This is a genomic window from Paenarthrobacter sp. E2MeOHC11 (assembly GCF_058744955.1).
In genome coordinates this window covers 4,089,623-4,108,170 of the sequence record NZ_CP196673.1, presented here as the reverse complement: position 1 = coordinate 4,108,170, position 18,548 = coordinate 4,089,623, and the positions used below count along the sequence as shown (strand labels likewise).

At 63.5% G+C, this 18,548-nt stretch carries 13 protein-coding genes; 4 read left to right on the top strand and 9 right to left on the bottom strand.

Annotation, left to right across the window (positions count from 1 at the left end; all coding sequences use genetic code 11):
- Positions 1-5 precede the first annotated feature (5 nt).
- The 5 genes from gltX to ACSSVG_RS19070 all read right to left on the bottom strand — a co-directional run bounded on the left by gltX (position 6) and on the right by ACSSVG_RS19070 (position 5,813).
- Entirely contained in the window at positions 6-1,526 is a 1,521-nt protein-coding gene (gltX, locus tag ACSSVG_RS19090; RefSeq protein WP_492415876.1) for a glutamate--tRNA ligase, read from the bottom strand.
- A 131-nt stretch (positions 1,527-1,657) separates the two neighbouring features.
- Positions 1,658-2,434, bottom strand: coding sequence for a fumarylacetoacetate hydrolase family protein (locus tag ACSSVG_RS19085; protein WP_090818840.1), 777 nt, complete (start codon positions 2,432-2,434; stop codon positions 1,658-1,660).
- 23 nt (positions 2,435-2,457) lie between these two features.
- Positions 2,458-3,255: an MBL fold metallo-hydrolase gene (locus tag ACSSVG_RS19080; protein ID WP_492415875.1), complete on the bottom strand. Its 798-nt coding sequence runs from the start codon at positions 3,253-3,255 to the stop codon at positions 2,458-2,460.
- Between the two features lie 275 nt (positions 3,256-3,530).
- Positions 3,531-4,643, bottom strand: coding sequence for a branched-chain amino acid aminotransferase (locus tag ACSSVG_RS19075; protein WP_231339953.1), 1,113 nt, complete (start codon positions 4,641-4,643; stop codon positions 3,531-3,533).
- Positions 4,644-4,760: 117 nt separating this feature from the next.
- Positions 4,761-5,813 carry a 3-isopropylmalate dehydrogenase gene (locus ACSSVG_RS19070; protein ID WP_492415874.1) on the bottom strand — a complete coding sequence of 351 codons (1,053 nt, stop codon included), beginning with the start codon at positions 5,811-5,813 and terminating at the stop codon, positions 4,761-4,763.
- Between the two features lie 123 nt (positions 5,814-5,936).
- On the opposite strand from ACSSVG_RS19070, the gene ACSSVG_RS19065 reads away from it, so the two are divergent.
- The 4 genes from ACSSVG_RS19065 to ACSSVG_RS19050 all read left to right on the top strand — a co-directional run bounded on the left by ACSSVG_RS19065 (position 5,937) and on the right by ACSSVG_RS19050 (position 11,193).
- A complete protein-coding gene (locus ACSSVG_RS19065; protein ID WP_492415873.1) occupies positions 5,937-7,121 on the top strand; it encodes a sensor histidine kinase in 1,185 nt (394 codons plus the stop codon).
- A 3-nt stretch (positions 7,122-7,124) separates the two neighbouring features.
- A complete protein-coding gene (locus tag ACSSVG_RS19060) occupies positions 7,125-7,838 on the top strand; it encodes a response regulator (RefSeq protein WP_492415872.1) in 714 nt (237 codons plus the stop codon).
- A gap of 88 nt (positions 7,839-7,926) precedes the next feature.
- Positions 7,927-8,721: an ABC transporter ATP-binding protein gene (locus tag ACSSVG_RS19055; protein ID WP_231339957.1), complete on the top strand. Its 795-nt coding sequence runs from the start codon at positions 7,927-7,929 to the stop codon at positions 8,719-8,721.
- 3 nt (positions 8,722-8,724) lie between these two features.
- Positions 8,725-11,193, top strand: coding sequence for an ABC transporter permease (locus ACSSVG_RS19050; protein WP_492415871.1), 2,469 nt, complete (start codon positions 8,725-8,727; stop codon positions 11,191-11,193).
- A gap of 127 nt (positions 11,194-11,320) precedes the next feature.
- Here ACSSVG_RS19050 and metG read toward each other — a convergent pair whose 3' ends face one another.
- From metG to serA, 4 genes are all read right to left on the bottom strand, one after another.
- The gene (gene metG, locus ACSSVG_RS19045; protein ID WP_492415870.1) at positions 11,321-12,880 is read right to left on the bottom strand and encodes a methionine--tRNA ligase; all 1,560 of its coding nucleotides are present in this window, start codon (positions 12,878-12,880) and stop codon (positions 11,321-11,323) included.
- Positions 12,881-12,915: 35 nt separating this feature from the next.
- On the bottom strand, positions 12,916-13,671 hold the full coding sequence (locus ACSSVG_RS19040; protein ID WP_492415869.1) for an ABC transporter ATP-binding protein: 756 nt from the start codon (positions 13,669-13,671) through the stop codon (positions 12,916-12,918).
- Positions 13,668-16,478, bottom strand: coding sequence for an FtsX-like permease family protein (locus ACSSVG_RS19035; protein WP_492415868.1), 2,811 nt, complete (start codon positions 16,476-16,478; stop codon positions 13,668-13,670). Before ACSSVG_RS19035 ends, ACSSVG_RS19040 begins: the two co-directional genes overlap by 4 nt.
- A gap of 215 nt (positions 16,479-16,693) precedes the next feature.
- Positions 16,694-18,289, bottom strand: a complete 1,596-nt coding sequence (gene serA, locus ACSSVG_RS19030; RefSeq protein WP_159702197.1) for a phosphoglycerate dehydrogenase — start codon at positions 18,287-18,289, stop codon at positions 16,694-16,696.
- Between the last annotated feature and the right edge of the window lie 259 nt (positions 18,290-18,548).

Here is an 18,548-nt window from a genome sequence, read left to right as displayed (position 1 = left end):
TGCTCTTAGCCGCGGAACGCGCGAACGCGGCCCAGGGACGAGTCCTTACCCAGGATCACCATGGACTCAAACAACGGCGGGGAAATGCGGCGGCCTGAGATGGCGGTGCGGACAGGCCCGAACGCTGCACGCGGCTTGATGCCCAGGTCCTCGACCAGCGCCTGCTTCAGGGCGCTCTGGATGTTCTCGGCCGTCCATTCTTCGATGGGCTCCAGGGCCGCCAGGGCAGCATCAAGGACTTCCTCAAGGTTGGCCGGCAGGCCCTTGCGCGCGTCATCGGCAACGTCGATCGCGTCGTCGGCCTTGAACAGGAAGGCCAGCATCTCGGGAGCCTCGCCCAGAAGGGTGATGCGTTCCTGGACCAGCGGGGCTGCCTCTGCGAGGATCTCTTCCTGCCGCGGAGTGAGGATCTCACCTACGAAACCTGCTGTACGAAGGTACGGGACCAACCGCTCTTTGAAGTCTTCCGGCGCGAGCATCCGGACGTGTGTTCCATTGATGGCTTCGGCCTTCTTGATGTCGAAGCGGGCAGGGTTGCCCAGGACATCGTGGATGTCGAAGTTCGCCACGAGCTGCTCCACCGTGAAGATGTCCTCATCCGCGCTCAGGGACCAGCCCAGCAGCGAGAGGTAATTGAGCAGGCCCTCGGGAATGAACCCACGTTCGCGGTGCAGGAACAGGCTGGACTCCGGGTCACGCTTGGAAAGCTTCTTGTTGCCCTGGCCCATGACATACGGCAGGTGGCCGAACTCCGGCATGTACTCGGCCACACCGATGGCGTAGAGCGCACGGTACAGTGCGATCTGGCGCGGGGTGGAGCTCAGCAGGTCCTCGCCGCGCAGGACGTGGGTGATACCCATCAACGCGTCATCCACCGGGTTCACCAGGGTGTAGAGCGGGGCACCGTTTGCGCGGACCACGGCAAAGTCGGGGACGGAGCCGGCTTTGAAGGTGATCTCGCCGCGGACGAGGTCGTTGAACGTGAGGTCCTCGTCCGGCATGCGCAGACGCAGGACGGCATCGCGGCCTTCGGCCTTGAACTGTGCCAGCTGCTCCTCCGTCAGGTGGCGGTCGAAGCCGTCGTAGCCCAGCTTCGGGTCGCGGCCGGCAGCCTTGTGGCGGGCTTCGATCTCATCAGGCGTGGAGTAGGACTCGTAAACGTGTCCTCCGGCCTTGAGCTTGGCGATGACGTCCTGGTAGATGTCGCCCCGCTGTGACTGGCGGTAAGGCTCGTGCGGTCCGCCAACCTCCACGCCCTCATCCCAGTTGATGCCGAGCCACTTGAGCGCATCCAGAAGCTGGTGGTAGCTCTCCTCGCTGTCACGGGCAGAGTCCGTGTCCTCGATACGGAAGATCAACTTTCCACCGGTGTGGCGCGCATAGGCCCAGTTGAACAGGGCGGTGCGGATCAGGCCAACGTGCGGTGTTCCCGTCGGTGACGGGCAAAAACGGACGCGGACCGGAGTCTCGGCGTTAACGGCAGGGATGGCGCTGGGGGCAGCGTTCGACGCAGAAGCAGTAGTCATAGTGGTTCCAACTTTACCGCTTGGCACAGCTTGGGTTTCCCGGTCGAAAGTGCTCGACGGCGGCACTTACCTTTCGTGTGAAAGGCGCGTGCCGCCGTCGGCGTTTGGCATGTTGAGGTTTAGCCGGGAGCCTAGCGGCGAACCACCGGGTTGGAGAGGCGGCCGATGCCCTCAATCTCCACTTCGAAGCGGTCGCCCTCGCTGACCAGGCCAACACCGGCCGGGGTGCCGGTCATGATGACGTCACCCGGAAGGAGGGTGAAGGCATGCGAAACGATCGAGACGAGTTCGCGTACGCCTCGGATCATCTGGTTGGTGCTGCCGTCCTGGCGGAGTTCACCGTTGAGGCGGCCTTGGATGGAGAGGTCCTCGTGGTCGAGTTCAGTTTCGATCCACGGACCCAGCGGCGCAGAGGTGTCGAAGCCCTTGGCACGGGCCCATTGAAGGTCCGTTTTCTGCACATCGCGGGCAGTGAGGTCATTGCCACAGGTATAGCCGAAGATGACGTCGTCCGCCCGCTCTTCGGGGACGTCCTTGCAGATGCGGCCAATGACCACGCACAGCTCGGCTTCGAAGGAGACTTCCTCCGAGAACTCGGGAAGGATGATGGGGTCGTTCGGCCCGATCACCGAAGTATTGGGCTTCAGGAACAACAACGGCTGCTGGGGAACTTCATTTCCCAGTTCCGCTGCGTGCTCGGCGAAGTTCCGGCCGACACCAATCACCTTGCTGCGGGGAATGATGGGCGCCAGGAGCCGCACGTCCTCGAGCTTGTGCTTCACATGGGTACGTTCGACGCCGTTGAAGAACGGGTCACCATTGATGACAGTGATTTCCTCACTGCCGGGCTCACCTTCGACAACGCCGTAAAGGGGATCAGAATCAACTACAAACCGGGCGATACGCATGGGCTCAAGCCTACCGTCCGGGCTTAGCTCCGGAGGTAATCCACTTGGGCCGCAACCGAAGTCTCAGCGGCCCACCTGACGGAGGGGTCGACGTCGGGATACACGGCATCGGTGACCGCAGGGATCGAGGCGTCCGCGCCCAACTGGTTCAGCGCCGCCCTGACTTGATCAAGCCGTTGTTCCCGGTGTTCGCGGTATTCACGGCATTTCGCGTCCAGGGCTGGAAGCACGGGTCCATGGGCTGGGAGGAGCGTTGCGGGGCCGAGCGCTTCCAAGCGGTCCAAGCTGGCAAGGTAGTCGCCCAGCCTGCCATCCGGGTAGTCCAGCACCGTGGTGCCGCGGCCCAGGATGGTGTCCCCCGTCAGTACTGAGCCATGGGGACCGTCGGCGGGGAGATGGAAGCACACTGAGTCGGAAGTGTGGCCCGGGGTTGCCACGACGCGGATTTCGATGCCGCCTGCGTTCAGGACTTCGCCATCGTGGAGGGGCTCGCCGCCATGGCAGTGTTCCGGGGATACAGCCCGGACCGGGGCTCCCGTTAGTTCGTGGAAGCGCGCGGAGGCTTCCGTGTGGTCTGCGTGCCGGTGCGTGATGAGCACGACGTCCACTGCGCCGGCCGCCGCCAACTCCGCCAGGTGCTGTTCGTCTTCCGGACCCGGGTCAACTACAGCTACGTGGCCCGATCCCGGGGCTCCGATGACGTAGGAATTGGTGCCGTCCAGGCTCATCGGTCCTGGGTTCGGGGCCAAACGGAAGCGGGTGAGGTCACTGCTGCGCTGCAGGGAAGAGTCGTTGGAGGTCGCTATTGATTCAGAAGTCACTGTCCCATCTTGGCACCGATGCGATGCTCTCTCACCAATCACCCCCATCCAGCCATCCCCCTCTCACCAACCACCCTCAAAAGGCCCGACGCCGTCACCCGGCCGTAGTGCCGCCGTCGCCGATTAGAGCGCCTCCGACAGGAGGTGAGAGAGCGGTCACAAGAAAGACGCGAGAGGTGAGAGCGCATCCAGACGCAGAACGGCGGCCCTTCCGCTTGTCACCAAGGGAAAGGACCGCCGTCGTGCGTTTCGGTTGTGGCAGGAAATACTGAGACTTAGACCAGGCGCGTCAGCCAGCCGTGTCGGTCCTCGACGGTTCCGGTCTGGATGCCCAGGAGCTGCTCGCGGATAGCCATGGTGGTCTCGCCCGCCTTGGCGTCCTCGGAGCCGATGAATTCCGTTGCGTCCTTGAGGACACCGATCGGCGTGATCACAGCCGCGGTGCCGCAAGCGAAGACCTCGGTGATCTCGCCGGAGGCAACGCCATCACGCCACTCATCAAGGGTGATCTTGCGCTCGGTGACTTCGCGGCCCATGTCCTTGGCCACCTGGATGACGGACATCCGGGTAACGCCTTCCAGGATGGTGCCGCTGAGCGCGGGAGTGACAAGCGAGCCGTCCTTCATGACGAAGAAGACGTTCATGCCGCCGAGTTCTTCCACGGCGTCGTCGTTGAAGTGGTCCAGGAACAAGACCTGCTTGCAACCGTTCGCTTCGGCTTCCTGCTGTGCGATCAAAGAGGCTGCGTAGTTGCCACCGCACTTCGCTGCGCCCGTACCGCCGCGGCCTGCGCGTGCGTATTCACGGGAGATCCAGATGGAGACCGGCTTGAGTTCGCCGCCGAAGTAGTTGCCGGCGGGAGAAGCGATGACGCGGAAGGATACTTCGCGGGCGGCACGCACACCCAGGAACGCCTCGGTAGCGATCATGAACGGACGCAGGTAAAGGGCTTCGCCGTCGCCGGAAGGAACCCATCCCTTGTCAGCCTGCACGAGTTCGCGGATGGCGCCGAGGAAGTACTCCTCCGGAAGTTCCGGAAGGGCAAGGCGGCGGGCCGACTTGTTCAGGCGCGCAGCGTTGGCTTCGGGGCGGAACGTCCAGACGGAGCCGTCAGCGTGGCGGTAGGCCTTGAGGCCCTCGAAGATTTCCTGGCCGTAATGCAGGACAGCAGCCGAGGGGTCCAGGGAAATGGGTCCGTAAGGCTCGATCCGGGCATTCTGCCAACCGCCATTGCCATCGGCGTCAACTTTGTAGTCGACGACGGCGGTGTGGTCGGTGAAGTAGTCGCCGAAGCCTGGGTTCGCCAGGACGGCTGCACGCTCCTCAGCAGATTTCGGTGTTTCCGAAAGCTGCTGGCTGAATTCGACGCCATGGGCAGTCTGAGTCATGTTTCCTCCACAGTCAGCTACCTGGCAGGGTGAACCGGGTCCCAAAGGGTGTGGTTCAGCGATGGACCAGGGAAGCAGGTAAATAATTCAAGACAAGCTTACGCCTGAGAATTGGGCCTAAAGTGCGGCCGCGATAGCGTCGCCAATGGCAGCTGTGCTGCGTGGCTCGCCGGTGCGGCTCTCGACGTCGGCGATCACTGCCGCCTCGATCTTGCGGGCCGCCGTGGTGTAGCCAAGGTGGTCCAGGAGAAGCACTGCGGAGAGGATGGCCGCGGTGGGATCGGCTTTCTGCTGACCGGCGATGTCCGGAGCGGAGCCGTGGACGGGTTCAAACATGGACGGCGCTGTGCGGTCCATGTTCATATTGCCCGATGCCGCCAGGCCGATGCCACCGGTAATGGCAGCAGCGAGGTCGGTAAGGATGTCGCCGAACAGGTTGTCGGTGACGATGACATCAAAGCGGGAGGGGTCGGTCACCATGAAAATGGTGGCAGCATCGATGTGCAGGTAATCGTGGGTGACCTCGGGGAATTCCTGGGCCACGGCTTCGACGGTCCGCTTCCACAGGTGCCCGGCGTAAACCAGGACATTGTGCTTATGGACGAGTGTGACGTGCTTGCGCGGACGCTCGCTGGCGCGGCGGAACGCATCGCGCACCACGCGCTCAACGCCATGGGCGGTATTGAGCGAAACCTCGGTTGCAACCTCGTGCGGGGTGCCGCCACGCAGCGTGCCGCCGTTGCCGACATAAGGACCCTCGGTACCTTCGCGGACCACGATGAAGTCGATGGTGCCGGGGTTCGCCAAAGGGCTGCCGACCGTTCCGTACAGACGGGACGGGCGCAGGTTCACGTAGTGGTCCAGGCTGAAGCGGAGCTTGAGCAGCATCTCGCGTTCGATGATGCCGGAGGGGATTCGCGTATCGCCGGGGGCCGCACCCACTGCGCCGAAAAGAATGGCGTCGCGCGTGCGCAGGTCCGCCAGGACCTCGTCCGGAAGGGTCTCGCCAGTCTCCAGCCAGTGCTGGGCACCGAGCTTGTAGTTGGTCAGCTCAAGGGCGACGCCCTCCACGGCGACAGCCTTTTCGAGGACCTTGACGGCTTCGGCGATGACCTCTGGGCCAATGCCGTCGCCAGGGATGACAGCGAGATTGATGGACGTTGCACTCATAGCTCTATCTAGCCAAGCAATCCACATGCTGGTCAAAATCGTCTCATTCTGCGAACACGCAACAGCGCGAAGTCAGACCACGGCATGATGTCCGGGCAGGGAACAAGCGCATAGAGTCTAAGCGTGGATAGAAGGCACGCAGTTTACGAATGGTTCCGCATCAACCGCTTCACAGTGGATATGACGGCCACCTCGCTGCTGATACTCCTTTTCGGTCCGGTCTACCTGCTCGCCTCCCGGCCCGGGCTCTTTGTCCTTTCGTGCAGCCTCCTGCTTCCGCTGGCCTGGCGGCGGACGCGCCCGGCTGTGGCGGCCGGCGTCGTCATTCTTGTATGCCTTATTCAGTGGGCAGTAGGCGCCGAACCGGTGGCGGGCCAGATCGCAGTCCCGCTTGTCATCTATGCAACCGCAGCCTACGGGCCGGCCTGGGCGAGCCGCACGGTGCTGGTGGCCGGCATGCTGGGTGGCATCATGCTGACTACTCGCGAATACTCCAGTACTGCCGAGTCGGGGATCATGGGGCTCACCATCGGAGCGCTCTACACGGTCCTGATTTGGATGCTGGTCCTGGTGAGCTGGACCCTGGGCGATCTGACCCGGGTACGCCGGCTCCAACTTCAGGCCCTCGAGGACCGGACACGGCGGATGGAAGTGGAACAGGTCCAGGAGCGGAAACTGGCCGCCGCCGACGAACGCTCCCATATCGCCCGGGAAATGCACGACATCGTGGCCCACTCACTCTCAGTGATCATCACCCAGGCGGACGGCGCCCGTTATGCAGCCGCCGCGAAGCCCGAGCTCGCTACCGAAGCGCTGGCAACCATTGCCGCGACAGGCAGGGACTCGCTGGGTGAGATGCGACGGCTCCTGGGAGTCCTCCGCTCCGATGACGACTCCCCCACGCGCCCGCAACCCCGGCTGTCCGACCTGGACGAACTGCTCCTCGGCTTCCGTGCCGCTACCTTGCAGGTGGCTTTCGAACAGAGTGGGGTCCCCCGCCGGGCCCTCCCCGCTGGCGCGGAACTCACTGCCTACCGGATCATCCAGGAAGCCCTCACCAACGTCATGAAGCATGCTGGACCGAGGGCGACGGCGGGCGTCACCCTGACATGGCAGGCACGTGGACTTCAACTGGATATCGTCGACGACGGCCGCGGCGCCGCGGCGGATCCGCCAGCAGCCGGTGGCGGCAACGGCTTGCTGGGAATGGGAGAGCGGGTCTCCCTCTACGATGGTTCCTTGACCGCAGGTCCGGAACAGGGCGGCGGTTTCCGTGTGTCCGCTTTTATCCCCTACTCGGAGGCCTAAGCCATGCCAGAAGTTCCTGCGCCCATCAGGGTCGCACTCGTTGACGACCAGCATTTGGTCCGTTCGGGCTTTGGCATGCTGATCAATTCACAGCCCGACCTTGAAGTGGTCGCCGAGGCGGGAAACGGGATCGAGGCTGTCCAGGCCCTTGCCGCCACCGCTGCCGATGTGGTCCTGATGGATGTTCGTATGCCCGGGATGGATGGCATCGAGGCAACCCGCCGCATCCTGGAGCAGGCAGCGGCGCAACCTTCTGGATCCCAACGCGCGGAAATCAAAATCGTCGTCCTGACCACGTTCGATCTCGATGAGTACGCCCTGGCTGCTATCCAGGCCGGCGCCAGCGGGTTCCTCCTGAAGGATGCGCCACCCGAAGAACTCCTTGAAGCAATCCGGACCGTTTACCGTGGGGACGCCGTGATCGCTCCCTCCACCACCCGGCGTTTGCTTGACCATGTGGCGCCGCTGCTGCGGACGCAGACCCCTGAACAGAGCGAGCACGCCGCTGCCGTAGAGCGGCTAACGACCCGCGAGCGTGAAGTGTTCCAACTGATCGCGCAGGGACAGTCGAATCCCGAGATTGCGGCGGGCCTTTTCCTGTCCGAGGCAACAGTGAAGACCCATGTGGGCCACATCCTGGCCAAGCTTGGCGCCCGGGACCGTGTGCAGGTAGTGGTGATTGCGTACGAGACAGGGATTGTGGCGCCGGGGATCTGAGAGCTCAGACCACGGTATGAGCACCCCTGCCAGATAATGGACCCCAGGCCCGATCCCGGCGCGACGCACCAAAACATAGCGTGGAACCATGACAACATTCACGCCTCTCCCCCACCCGTCAGGAACCGACCACCCCACGGGATCGGACGCCGACCAGGCGCGTCCCGCCGTCGAGGCCTTCACCCTGTCCAAGAGTTACGGACGGGCCGATACCCGCGTGACGGCCCTGAACGAAGTGTCGGTGAGCTTCGATGCCGGGAAGTTCACCGCGATCATGGGGCCCTCCGGTTCGGGAAAGTCCACCCTGATGCATTGCCTCGCCGGGCTTGATACCGCGGATTCCGGACGGATTGTGCTGGGCGGCACGGATTTGACGGGGCTGAACGATCGCCAGCTCACCGCCCTTCGCCGGGAGCGGATCGGCTTCGTCTTCCAGGCGTTCAACTTGGTGCCCACCTTGACGGCCGAGCAGAACATCACGCTTCCGCTTGCCTTGGCGGGAACCACCGCCGACGCCGGATGGCTGGATACCGTTGTCAGTACCCTCGGCCTGAAGGACCGCCTGAAGCACCGACCCCATGAGCTTTCCGGGGGTCAGCAGCAGCGCGTGGCCGTAGCCCGCGCGCTGCTGACGCGTCCCGACGTCGTGTTTGGCGATGAGCCCACCGGCAACCTCGATTCCAAGGCCGGCGGCGAAGTCCTTGCGCTGCTCCGTCGAAGCAGCCAGGAAATGGGCCAAACCATCATCATGGTCACCCACGATCCCGTGGCCGCCAGCTACGCCGACCGCGTGGTGTTGATGAGCGACGGCGGCCTGGTGGGCGAGATTCACGATCCCACGGCAGATTCCGTCCTGGCCGCCCTCGGCAAGCTGGGGGCCTGAGGCATGTTGCGTGTTGCCCTTTCCCAAGTGACGACGCATTTCCGGCGGTTCGTCGCCATCGGACTGGCTGTGATGCTGTCCGTGATGTTCCTCTCCGCCACGCTGATGGTGGGTGCAAGCACGAATGCGTCCCTGGGCGCCAGCATAGGAGAGGCCTATCGCAACGCTGACCTCGTTGCTACGTCAAAGAACGGTGAAGCGTTCACCCAGGCCGCAGTGGATGCAGCCGTGTCCTCCCCCGCAGTGGATGATAGCTACGCCGAACGTTCCACTTATGTCACGTTCGAGGCCGGCGGCGGCGAGCAATACGGGCGGCTGCGAAATGCAGCCCCCGCGTCGCTTGAAGGCGCGGTCCTGTCGTCCGGATCCATGCCGGTCAAGGCTTCGGAGGCTGTTATTGACGTCAAGACGGCTGAACATCTGGGCCTCGCCGTTGGGAGCACACTCGAGCTGCACGGGCCCGGACCTGTCAAGAATGCCACAGTGACCATCACGGGCCTGACCCAGGCCACGAATGACCCCTTCTCGTCATCGGCGGCGCAGTTGGTAGCGTCCGAATCGGTCCTCAACGCGGTCCAGGATGCCGGGGCCGGGTTCACCGGGGTGCAGTTCTCGCTCAAGTCCGGGGAGGATGTCGCCGCCGCCAAGGAGTACATCACCCATCGAATGGAAGCTGCGGGGGCCGTTGAGCCCGTGCTGGAAACGGCACAGGAGAAGGTTACGTCCACGGTGGCCATGCTCAGCGCAGGACAGGACCAACTGACCGTGGTGCTGCTTGCGTTCGCCGGCGTAGCCATCCTTGTCTCGACGTTGGTGGTGGCCAATACTTTCTCCGTGCTGGTGGCCCAACGGACCAGGGAGTTGGCACTCCTGCGGTGCCTCGGCGCCGGCCGGGCACAGATCCGCGGATCAGTCATGCTTGAGGCCCTGGTGGTCGGCTTCCTTTCCTCGGTGCTGGGCGTCCTTGCCGCGACCGGCCTGATGACCGGGTTGATTGCATGGGCAAGGTCCCAGCCCGAGCAGGCCTTCGCGACGTTGGCTGTACCGCCCTCGGCTATTGTTGCCGGCCTTGTTGCCGGAACATTGTTGACCGTAGTCGCTGCGCTGGTGCCCGCCAAGGCGGCCACCGCCGTCGCACCCCTTGCCGCCTTGCGGCCCAGCGATGACGCCTCCGTCCGGAACAAACGCGGAAAGGTCCGGCTGGTTCTGGGCCTGGTGGCCTTGGCCGGAGGAACTGCGCTGCTGGTGTACGGCAGCGTGAACGTGTCACTGGGGGTGGCACTGCTGGGTGGTGCCGCCTCGTTCGTAGGGATCCTGCTCTGCTCCAGCCTGTTCATCCCCACAGTCGTTGCAGTGGCCGGTCGCCTGGCCGCTCCGGCTGGCGTCCCGGGCAAGCTTGCCGCCGTCAACGCCACCCGCAACCCCGCTCGGACCTCGGCTACCGCGGCTGCGCTTCTGATCGGCGTCACGCTTGTGTCCCTGATGATGACCGGCGCAGCGACCTCGAGGCAGGCGTTTAACGACACCCTGGCAGAGAACTATCCCGTGGACCTGTCCACGCAGACAGCAGTGGACGGCCCGGGCGAGCCCAACCAGGCTTTGGAAAGGATCAGGACCCTCGACGGCGTCAGCGCCGCGGTCCTGCTCCAGCCTGTGGGAACACTGAGCGACACCACCACCCCTGACGGAGGCACGACGATCTACGGCCTCTCCGCCGCTGATGCGGCATCCGTGCTCCGCGACAACAACCTGAAGCCGGCCCCGGGCACCGTGTACCTTCCTGAAGATTCTCCGAAGGGACCCGCCACGATCACGACGGCGGCCGGCAGCGTTTCACTCGACGCCAAGGTTTTGCGGACCCGCCACGTCCCGGCCTTCGTCGAAAGCACCAGCATCTCCGCCGCCCCGTTGCCGGAAACCCCTGCCATGGTGTGGGTGAAACTGGACGATTCTGTGTCCACGGACCGAGTGCAGGCTATTCAGAAGGAAGTCGCAGCAGCCTTGGGCGTTCAGGAGCGTACTGTCAGCGGGGCCGCGATCGAGCGGGTGACGTTCAACAGCATCATTGACGTGCTCCTGCTGGTGGTCACCGGGCTGCTTGGTGTCGCGGTGGTGATCGCGTTGATCGGCGTGGCCAACACGTTATCGCTTTCGGTCCTTGAACGGACCAGGGAGAACTCGCTCCTCAGGGCGCTGGGACTCACCAAGGGCCAGCTGCGCGGAATGCTGGCCATCGAGGCAGTGCTCGTAGCAGGCGTGGCCGCCATCATGGGTGCCGGCATGGGCGTCGTCTACGGATGGCTGGGGGCGCAGGCAACCCTGGGCGGCGTGGCGACCGTTGTGCCCGCCGTGCCCTGGCTGCAGCTGGCAGCGGTCTTTGGGGTGGCCGTGGTGGCCGGACTCCTCGCATCCGTGATCCCGGCCCGACGCGCTGCACGTCTGTCGCCGGTTGAGGGGTTGGCCACCGCGTAGGGCCCGCACGCCCTCCCACCTCATCCGGCTTAAAGAGAAACGCTCTCTCACTTCCAACGGTCATACGGCCGGGAAGTGAGAGAGCGTTTCGCGTTTGACTGCAGGCAGTGAGAGAGCGCCCTGAGCCTTAAGCTTCGACGGGTTCCTCGTACCTCGGGAAGACCGGTGCGGGGGCCGGCAACTGCGTTCCCGCCACGATCGGAGTCGCGATGGCGGCGAACTGCCGGGCTTCGCCTTCGGACTGGCCCAGGACTCCAAGCAGCTTGGCCGACGACGACGGCATGACCGGCTGGGCGAGGATCGCCACAATCCGGACTACTTCCAACGTGACGTAAAGGACCGTGTTCATGCGCTCGACGTCGGTCTTGCGAAGCACCCATGGCGCCTGATCGGCGAAGTACGCATTCGTGTCACCCAGCACTGTCCAGATGGCCTCAAGGGCACGGCTGAACTCCTGCTTGTCGAACGCGACACGGGCAGTCGTCAGCAACTCCCCTGCCTGCGCCAGCAATGCCTTGTCTTCTGCCGTGAACTCCCCGGGCACTGGAACTGTTCCCTCGCAGTTCTTCGCCACCATGGACAACGAACGTTGGGCAAGATTGCCGAAGTTGTTGGCCAGGTCCGAGTTCATGCGGCCCACGATGGCTTCATGGTTGTAGTTGCCGTCCGCGCCGAAGGGGACTTCGCGGAGGAAGAAGTAGCGGCACTGGTCCAAACCATACTGGGCAACGAAATCCTGCGGTGCCACCACGTTGCCCAAGGACTTGGACATCTTCACACCGTTGTTGGTGAGGAAGCCGTGGATCATGACGCGCTGGGGCAATTCAAGGCCGGCGCTCATGAGGAACGCGGGCCAGTAGATCGCGTGGAAGCGTGAAATATCCTTGCCAATGACGTGAACGTCGGCCGGCCAGAATTTCTTGAAGGACTCAGACTCAACGTCCGGGTAACCCACGCCCGTCAGGTAGTTGGTCAGGGCGTCAACCCACACATACATGACGTGCTTCTCATCGCCCGGAACCGGAACACCCCAGTCGAAAGTGGTGCGGCTGATGGACAGGTCCTCGAGCCCGCGCTTGACGAAGCTGATGACCTCGTTGAAGCGGGACTGCGGCGCACCGAACTCAGGCTGTTCTTCGTACAGGGCAAGGAGCTTGTCCTGGTAGTTGGAGAGCCGGAAGAAGTAGCTTTCCTCAGCCGTCCAGGTCACCAAGGTGTCCGTCTCCTTGGAGTAACGGAGACCGTCTTCCTTCACTACGGTGTCGTCCTCGACGTAGTACGCCTCGTCACGGACGGAGTACCAGCCCTCGTACTTGGACAGGTAGATGTCGCCGTTGGCTTCCATCTTCTTCCAAATGGCCTGCGAGGCGGCGTAGTGGTCCTGGTCGGTGGTGCGGATAAAGCGGTCGTGGGAGATCCCCAGGTCCTGGCTCATCTGCTTGAACGCAGCCGAGTTGCGGTCCGCGAGTTGCTTGGCAGTGATGCCTTCCTTCTCGGCCGACTGCTGCATCTTGAGTCCGTGCTCGTCCGTCCCGGTCATGAAGAACACTTCATGACCGTCCAGGCGCTTGAAGCGCGCCATCGCATCAGTCGCAATGACCTCGTAGGCGTGGCCGATGTGCGGTACGCCATTGGGGTAGCTGATTGCGGTGGTGATGTAGAACGGGGATTTCTCTGGAGACGTCACTCTAAGAAGTTACCTTTTTTTGGGATGAAATAGCTTTAGTTAAGTTCGGTCAGCGTATCGCTGAGCCGTACCAGCTCATGGTCGTGGGAGGCCACCAGGACAGCGATGCCATCACTGGTGGTGTCCTTCAGGATTCCGATGATGCGGTTGGCTGCGGCCCGGTCGAGGCTCGCAGTGGGCTCATCCACTACCAGCACGCGGGTACCAAGGATCAGGGCGCGGGCAATGGCCACACGCTGGCGCTCACCGCCGGAGAGCTGGGCGGGACGGTGACGCATGCGTCGCCCGAGGCCCACCAGGTCCAGGAGGTCCTTGGCCATCTCCGTCCGCTGTTCCACTTCCCCATCCGGCACGGCGGGAAGCAAGACGTTTTCCAGGGCACTCATGCCGTCGATCAAAGCGCCACCCTGGTCCACGTAGCCAATGAGTGCACGGCGACGGTCTGCGATCTCGTCGTCACCCATGGTGTCCAGCGGCAGGCCTTCCCAAAAGACCTTGCCCGACGTCGGAAGCGTCAATCCGGCGCTCACCGTCAGGATGCTGGTCTTTCCGGAACCGCTTCGACCGGCGATGCAGTGCATCTCGCCGGCGTGCAGCGTGAGGTTGAAGTCATCGACGACGTCGACTTCCTCAGCACCGCCCTTGTCGCCACCGTAGTGGATGGTGACCCGGCCCAGTTCCAAGGGAGTAGCGTGGTCCGCGGCCTTCACAATGGTGTTGGCGCGGGTTTGCAGCGACTCGTCCGTGGACTCCGGGGTCGCCGTCAGCTCGGGGTTGAGGTTGTCAGTCATTTGACTACTTTCGTTGCAATCGGAATCCAGCAAATTACGGCCAGCAGACCGGCCAGTCCGGCCCAGAGAGCCGCGTAGGGTGCCAGGAGCAGTCCCAGCCCGAGGGCGCCCAGGACACCCAGGGGTAGAGCCACGGTGCCTACCAGTGCGTTTTCAAAGAAGCGGACCTGTCCAAGCATGTCCGGGTTCCAGCCCATGGCCCGCAGGGTACCGAGGTATTCCCGCTTGGCGTGGAGTTCGAAACGCCCGGTGACCAGCGTCAGCAGCAAGCCGACAACCACGCCGAAGATGGCCAGGATGACGCTCGGCAGGGCAATGCTCGCAGCGGCCAGCCCACTCAAGGCACTGGCTCCTGCTGCCCGGGGGATGTCGATCAGCAAGGCGATCAACGCACCCACTGCAGCACCGAACACGCCCACTGCCACTGCCAGCGAAATCGAGTTGAACCTGTTGGTGGTCAGTTGCCTGTTGGCGAATGTCAGCGGTGAGTCCACTGTCACGAGGCGGTCATCGTGCTGCGGTTCCTGATCAATCACCACGCGATGACGCAACTGCTGGGCGGCCAGCAGCGCTGCACCGACGTAGATGACCAGCATGGTCACTGACACGATGACCGTGGCGAGGTTCCAGCTCAGCAGGCTGAGAATGACGCCTGCTGCAGCAAGGGCTGCGGCACCGACGGCAAACTCCTCAAGGACCCAGGATCGGATGCGTTTCTGCGTCCAACCCATCGCCCGGAGAATTCCGGCTTCGCTCCGGCGCTGCCGGATGTAGCTCACTGTGGACGCGCCTGTCAGGAGCGTCGCGCCAAGAAGCGTCAGGAAGAGCAAAGTGATGTTGGTACCGGTCAGGGAACCGGAAACTGCGTCGGCCGCATCCTGGCGGACCCACGACTGCTGGACAGTACCCAGCGGCGACTCCTTGCCGGCGTCGTCCTTGCTGTACCCGGGGACGAAGATGTTGGCGTCTTCACGTGCGGAACCGGCCACGACAGTGGCTTCGAGGCCGAGCTCGCGGATTTGCGTCGCAAGCTTCTCCACCTCCGGCTGCGCCGTCTTCCAGTTGCCGGTGGCGGATGCCTTGACCCGGATGGCGTCAATGACGTCGGCGTTGGTGTCGTAACCACGCGCTGCTGCGAGACCGTAGTAATCGGTGATGGCACCGGCGGACTGGCTGACCAGGCCTGTTGCACTCAGGGAGGGCTTCAGTTCCGTGCCTTCGACGTCTTTACCTTCAGCGTCCTTGCTGAGCGTCATGGGAGTGGGATCGTAGCCGCCAAGGGGCAACTTGTTGACGTCCCCGGCTGCGGACTGGACATCGGCCGGGTCGAAGGTGCCGTACACCATGGGCAGCGGCGCGGCCGGCTTCTTGCCCGTTTCCAGGTCTTCCCGGTAGGAACGCTCGTCAACCGGCTTGCGTTGGGTCTGGTCCACAGCCGCGCCAAAGGACGACTTCTCGGGCAAGCGGTTGACAGTGACCCAGTCCCCCGGCGTCGCGCTCTTCTCAGATGCTCCGTTGGAGGCCTCGTCGCCTTCCTTGTACTGGGGCGCCGCAGCAAATGCCGTGCTCCACGTAGCCGGGTTGTACAGTCCCTGGCTGAAGGAGGCTGTGCTCCCCAGAAGCTTGCTGTGGTCCGTGGATCCCGGCCATTCGAGGGCGAACGGGGACTTGGAGACGAACGGAAGGTAGTCCTTGTCCAAGGAGCGCGTTACGGTGCCTACCTCGTTGACCACCTTGCCGCTTGCGTCAAGTTCCTCGATTTTCACCGAGTACTGCAGGTCAAGGGATGTGCCGGAGCGGACAATCAGCGGAATGGCCTGGGAATCATCGGTCAGCAAACCGTCACGTTTGGCCTGCTGGTACTGCGTCATCAGCGGCGCCCAGTACTTGAGCTTGACGCCCAGGAAGTCCGGTCCTTCTTCCAGCTGGTCCATGCTCAGGCCTGTAGTGAACAGGCTCTCGAAGTGGCGCCCGATGGCACCCGCATCACGGGCATCGGCCGGCGGAGCCTTCTCAAGCGGAGCCAGGAAGTCGCCTGCGGAGCCCAGCAGCGCCCTCTCAGCGGCCGGGTCGACTGCGACGACGGACTCAGTCACCTCAGGGGCCAGGGGCAGTGCCACGGAGAGATTGAAGAGGTTGTGCTCAGAGCCAAGGGCTGGAGCGGGGAACTTGATGCCGGTCTCGCCATCAGCGCCGGCAATCCTGACGTTGGTGCCGCCCGCAGCCTGCTCCTGGACCAAGCGGCCCTTGCCCAAGGTGCCCTCGGCGCTGGTCTTGAACAGCGTCTGCTGGTTAACTCCGTCAGAGCTCGTAGCCGAGGCGGTCAAACGGTACTTCTTGGGGCTATCGGACAACACCGATTCCGCAGCAGGCCACTTGCTGGAATCCATGGCGGAAGGATCCCCTGCTGTCACAGCTCCGGCAAGGCCGGCGTTGTACCCGAGGTAGTCCATGGCATTGAGGCGGGGAGCCTCCAGGTTCTGCGATACGCGGGAGACGAGGCTGATGGGTGCGGCCACGGCTGTCTGGCCCATGGTCCGGATCTTTTCCAGCTGCTCAAAGCTGATGCCGCCCTGGCCGTTGGCGATTTCCGGCTGGATCAGGGCACCGCCGTCGCCGTCTTGGGCCTGGTCAGGCTTGGCCTGGACCAGGATGTCGTAGAGACCCCGCGAGTTCTCGTCCACTGTCCGGTTCAAAGCAGCCTGCGACTGGCTTTGGACGAGGACTGACAAGCACATAGCGACGATCAAAATGGCCGCGGTCAGCAGCAGCACACGGCTTCTGATGAACCTTTGGACGGCGTTCATTGGGCTCCCTGAGACCTTGATTGCGGGCGCGCACACAGAGTCCGTGTTTCCTCAAAAGACACAAGGGAATACCGGGCTGTATGTGCAAAAGTTGTGGCCGGCCTGCTGCCGGGTCCGAATCACGGACTCAGCCATTGTAAGCAGACCGGCCACTCCTGCGTGCCAAAGGTGTGTCGCCGGCACGCGAACTTAGCGGGTGGAAATCAGATCCAGTCCTAGTCCTCCAGGTCCACTTCCCGGACCATGTCTGCGCCGATACCGGCCTTGATGGCCTCCAGGACCTGCTGCGGGACTGAACTGTCGATGGTCAGGAGCGCAAGAACCTGGCCGCCTTCAGTCTGGCGGGCCACCTGCATGCCGCCGATGTTGATGTTGTTCATGCCCAGGATATGTCCGATGGTGCCGATCACGCCGGGACGGTCGGCGTAGGCCACAACAACCAAGTGCTCGCTGATGGGGATTTCAACGTCGTATCCGTTGACGCCCACCAGCTTCTCCACCTGCTTGGGACCCGTAAGGGTACCGGCAACAGAGATCTGGGAACCATCGCTGAGTGCGCCACGGATGGTCAGGACGTTGCGGTAGTCCTCAGCGTCGGGAGTGGTGATGAGGCGGGTGTTGATGCCGCGCTGTTCGGCGATGACCGGAGCGTTCACGTAGGAGACCTGCTCGGTGACGACGTCGGCGAATACGCCCTTCAGTGCGGCCAGTTCAAGAACCTTGACGTCCAGTGCCGCAATTTCGCCAGCGACCTCGACGTCGATCTGCGTCAAGGATGCGTGGGTCAGCGCAGTGAAGATCCGGCCCAGCTTTTCGATCAGCGGGATGCCCGGGCGCACGTCGGGGGCGATGACGCCGCCGGCAACGTTGACTGCGTCCGGAACAAGTTCGCCGGCAAGCGCCAGGCGGACCGACTTGGCAACAGAGACGCCGGCCTTCTCCTGGGCTTCGTCGGTGGACGCTCCAAGGTGCGGGGTGACAATGACGTTGTCCAGCTCGAAGAACGGGAGGTCGGTGCTCGGCTCCTTGACGAAGACATCCACGCCGGCACCGGCAATCTGGCCTTCCTTCAGCGCAACATAGAGAGCCTCTTCGTCCACCAAACCGCCACGGGCAACGTTGATGACGTACGCAGATTCCTTCATCTTGCGGAATGCGTCAGCGCCCAGCATGCCCACCGTCTCCGGCGTCTTGGGCATATGGATGGTGATGAAGTCGGAATTCTGCAGAAGTTCATCCAGCGTTACCAGCTTGACGCCCAACTGGGCCGCGCGGGCCGCCGTGATGTAGGGGTCGTAGGCAAGAATCTCGGTTTCGAAGCCCTGCAGGCGCGCTGCCACCAAGGCGCCGATGCGGCCCAGGCCGATGATGCCGATCTTCTTCTCGAAGAGCTCGATGCCGGTGTACTTGGAGCGCTTCCACTCGCCGTTCTTCAGCGCGGAGCTGGCCTGCGGGATGTGGCGGGCCAGGCTCAGGATGTGGCCCACGGTGAGTTCTGCGGCCGAGACGATGTTGGACGTGGGGGCGTTGACCACCATGACGCCGGCCTGCGTGGCGGACTTGATGTCCACGTTGTCCAGTCCGACGCCTGCACGGGCGATGACCTTGAGGTTCTTGGCCGCAGCAATGGCTTCGGCGTCCACCTGCGTGGCCGAACGAACCAGGATGGCATCGACGTCGGCGATTGCGGACAGCAGCTGGGAACGGTCGGCGCCGTCGGTCTGTCGGATTTCAAAGTCCGGGCCCAATGCCTCGACTGTGGCGGGCGAAAGTTCCTCGGCGAGGAGGACGACGGGTTTGCTGGCTGACACGGGGTGGCACCTTACTTTGGACAACTTTGGGACAGAACTGGACAAGGAGCGGATGCGTGGCCCGGGCACGGCGCCGGGACCAGCCCAGAATATCGAATCCGGGCGGGGATTCCGTTGCCGGCGAGGGATGTTACGGCCGGACCGGTAGCTGTTGTGAAGAAGTTCACAGCCAGGGTGGCTGGGCTATTCGGTGGAGAAACGACGGGTAAAACGGCGACGCCCGCCCGGCTGTGTTGGCCGGACGGGCGTCGTGCAGGGC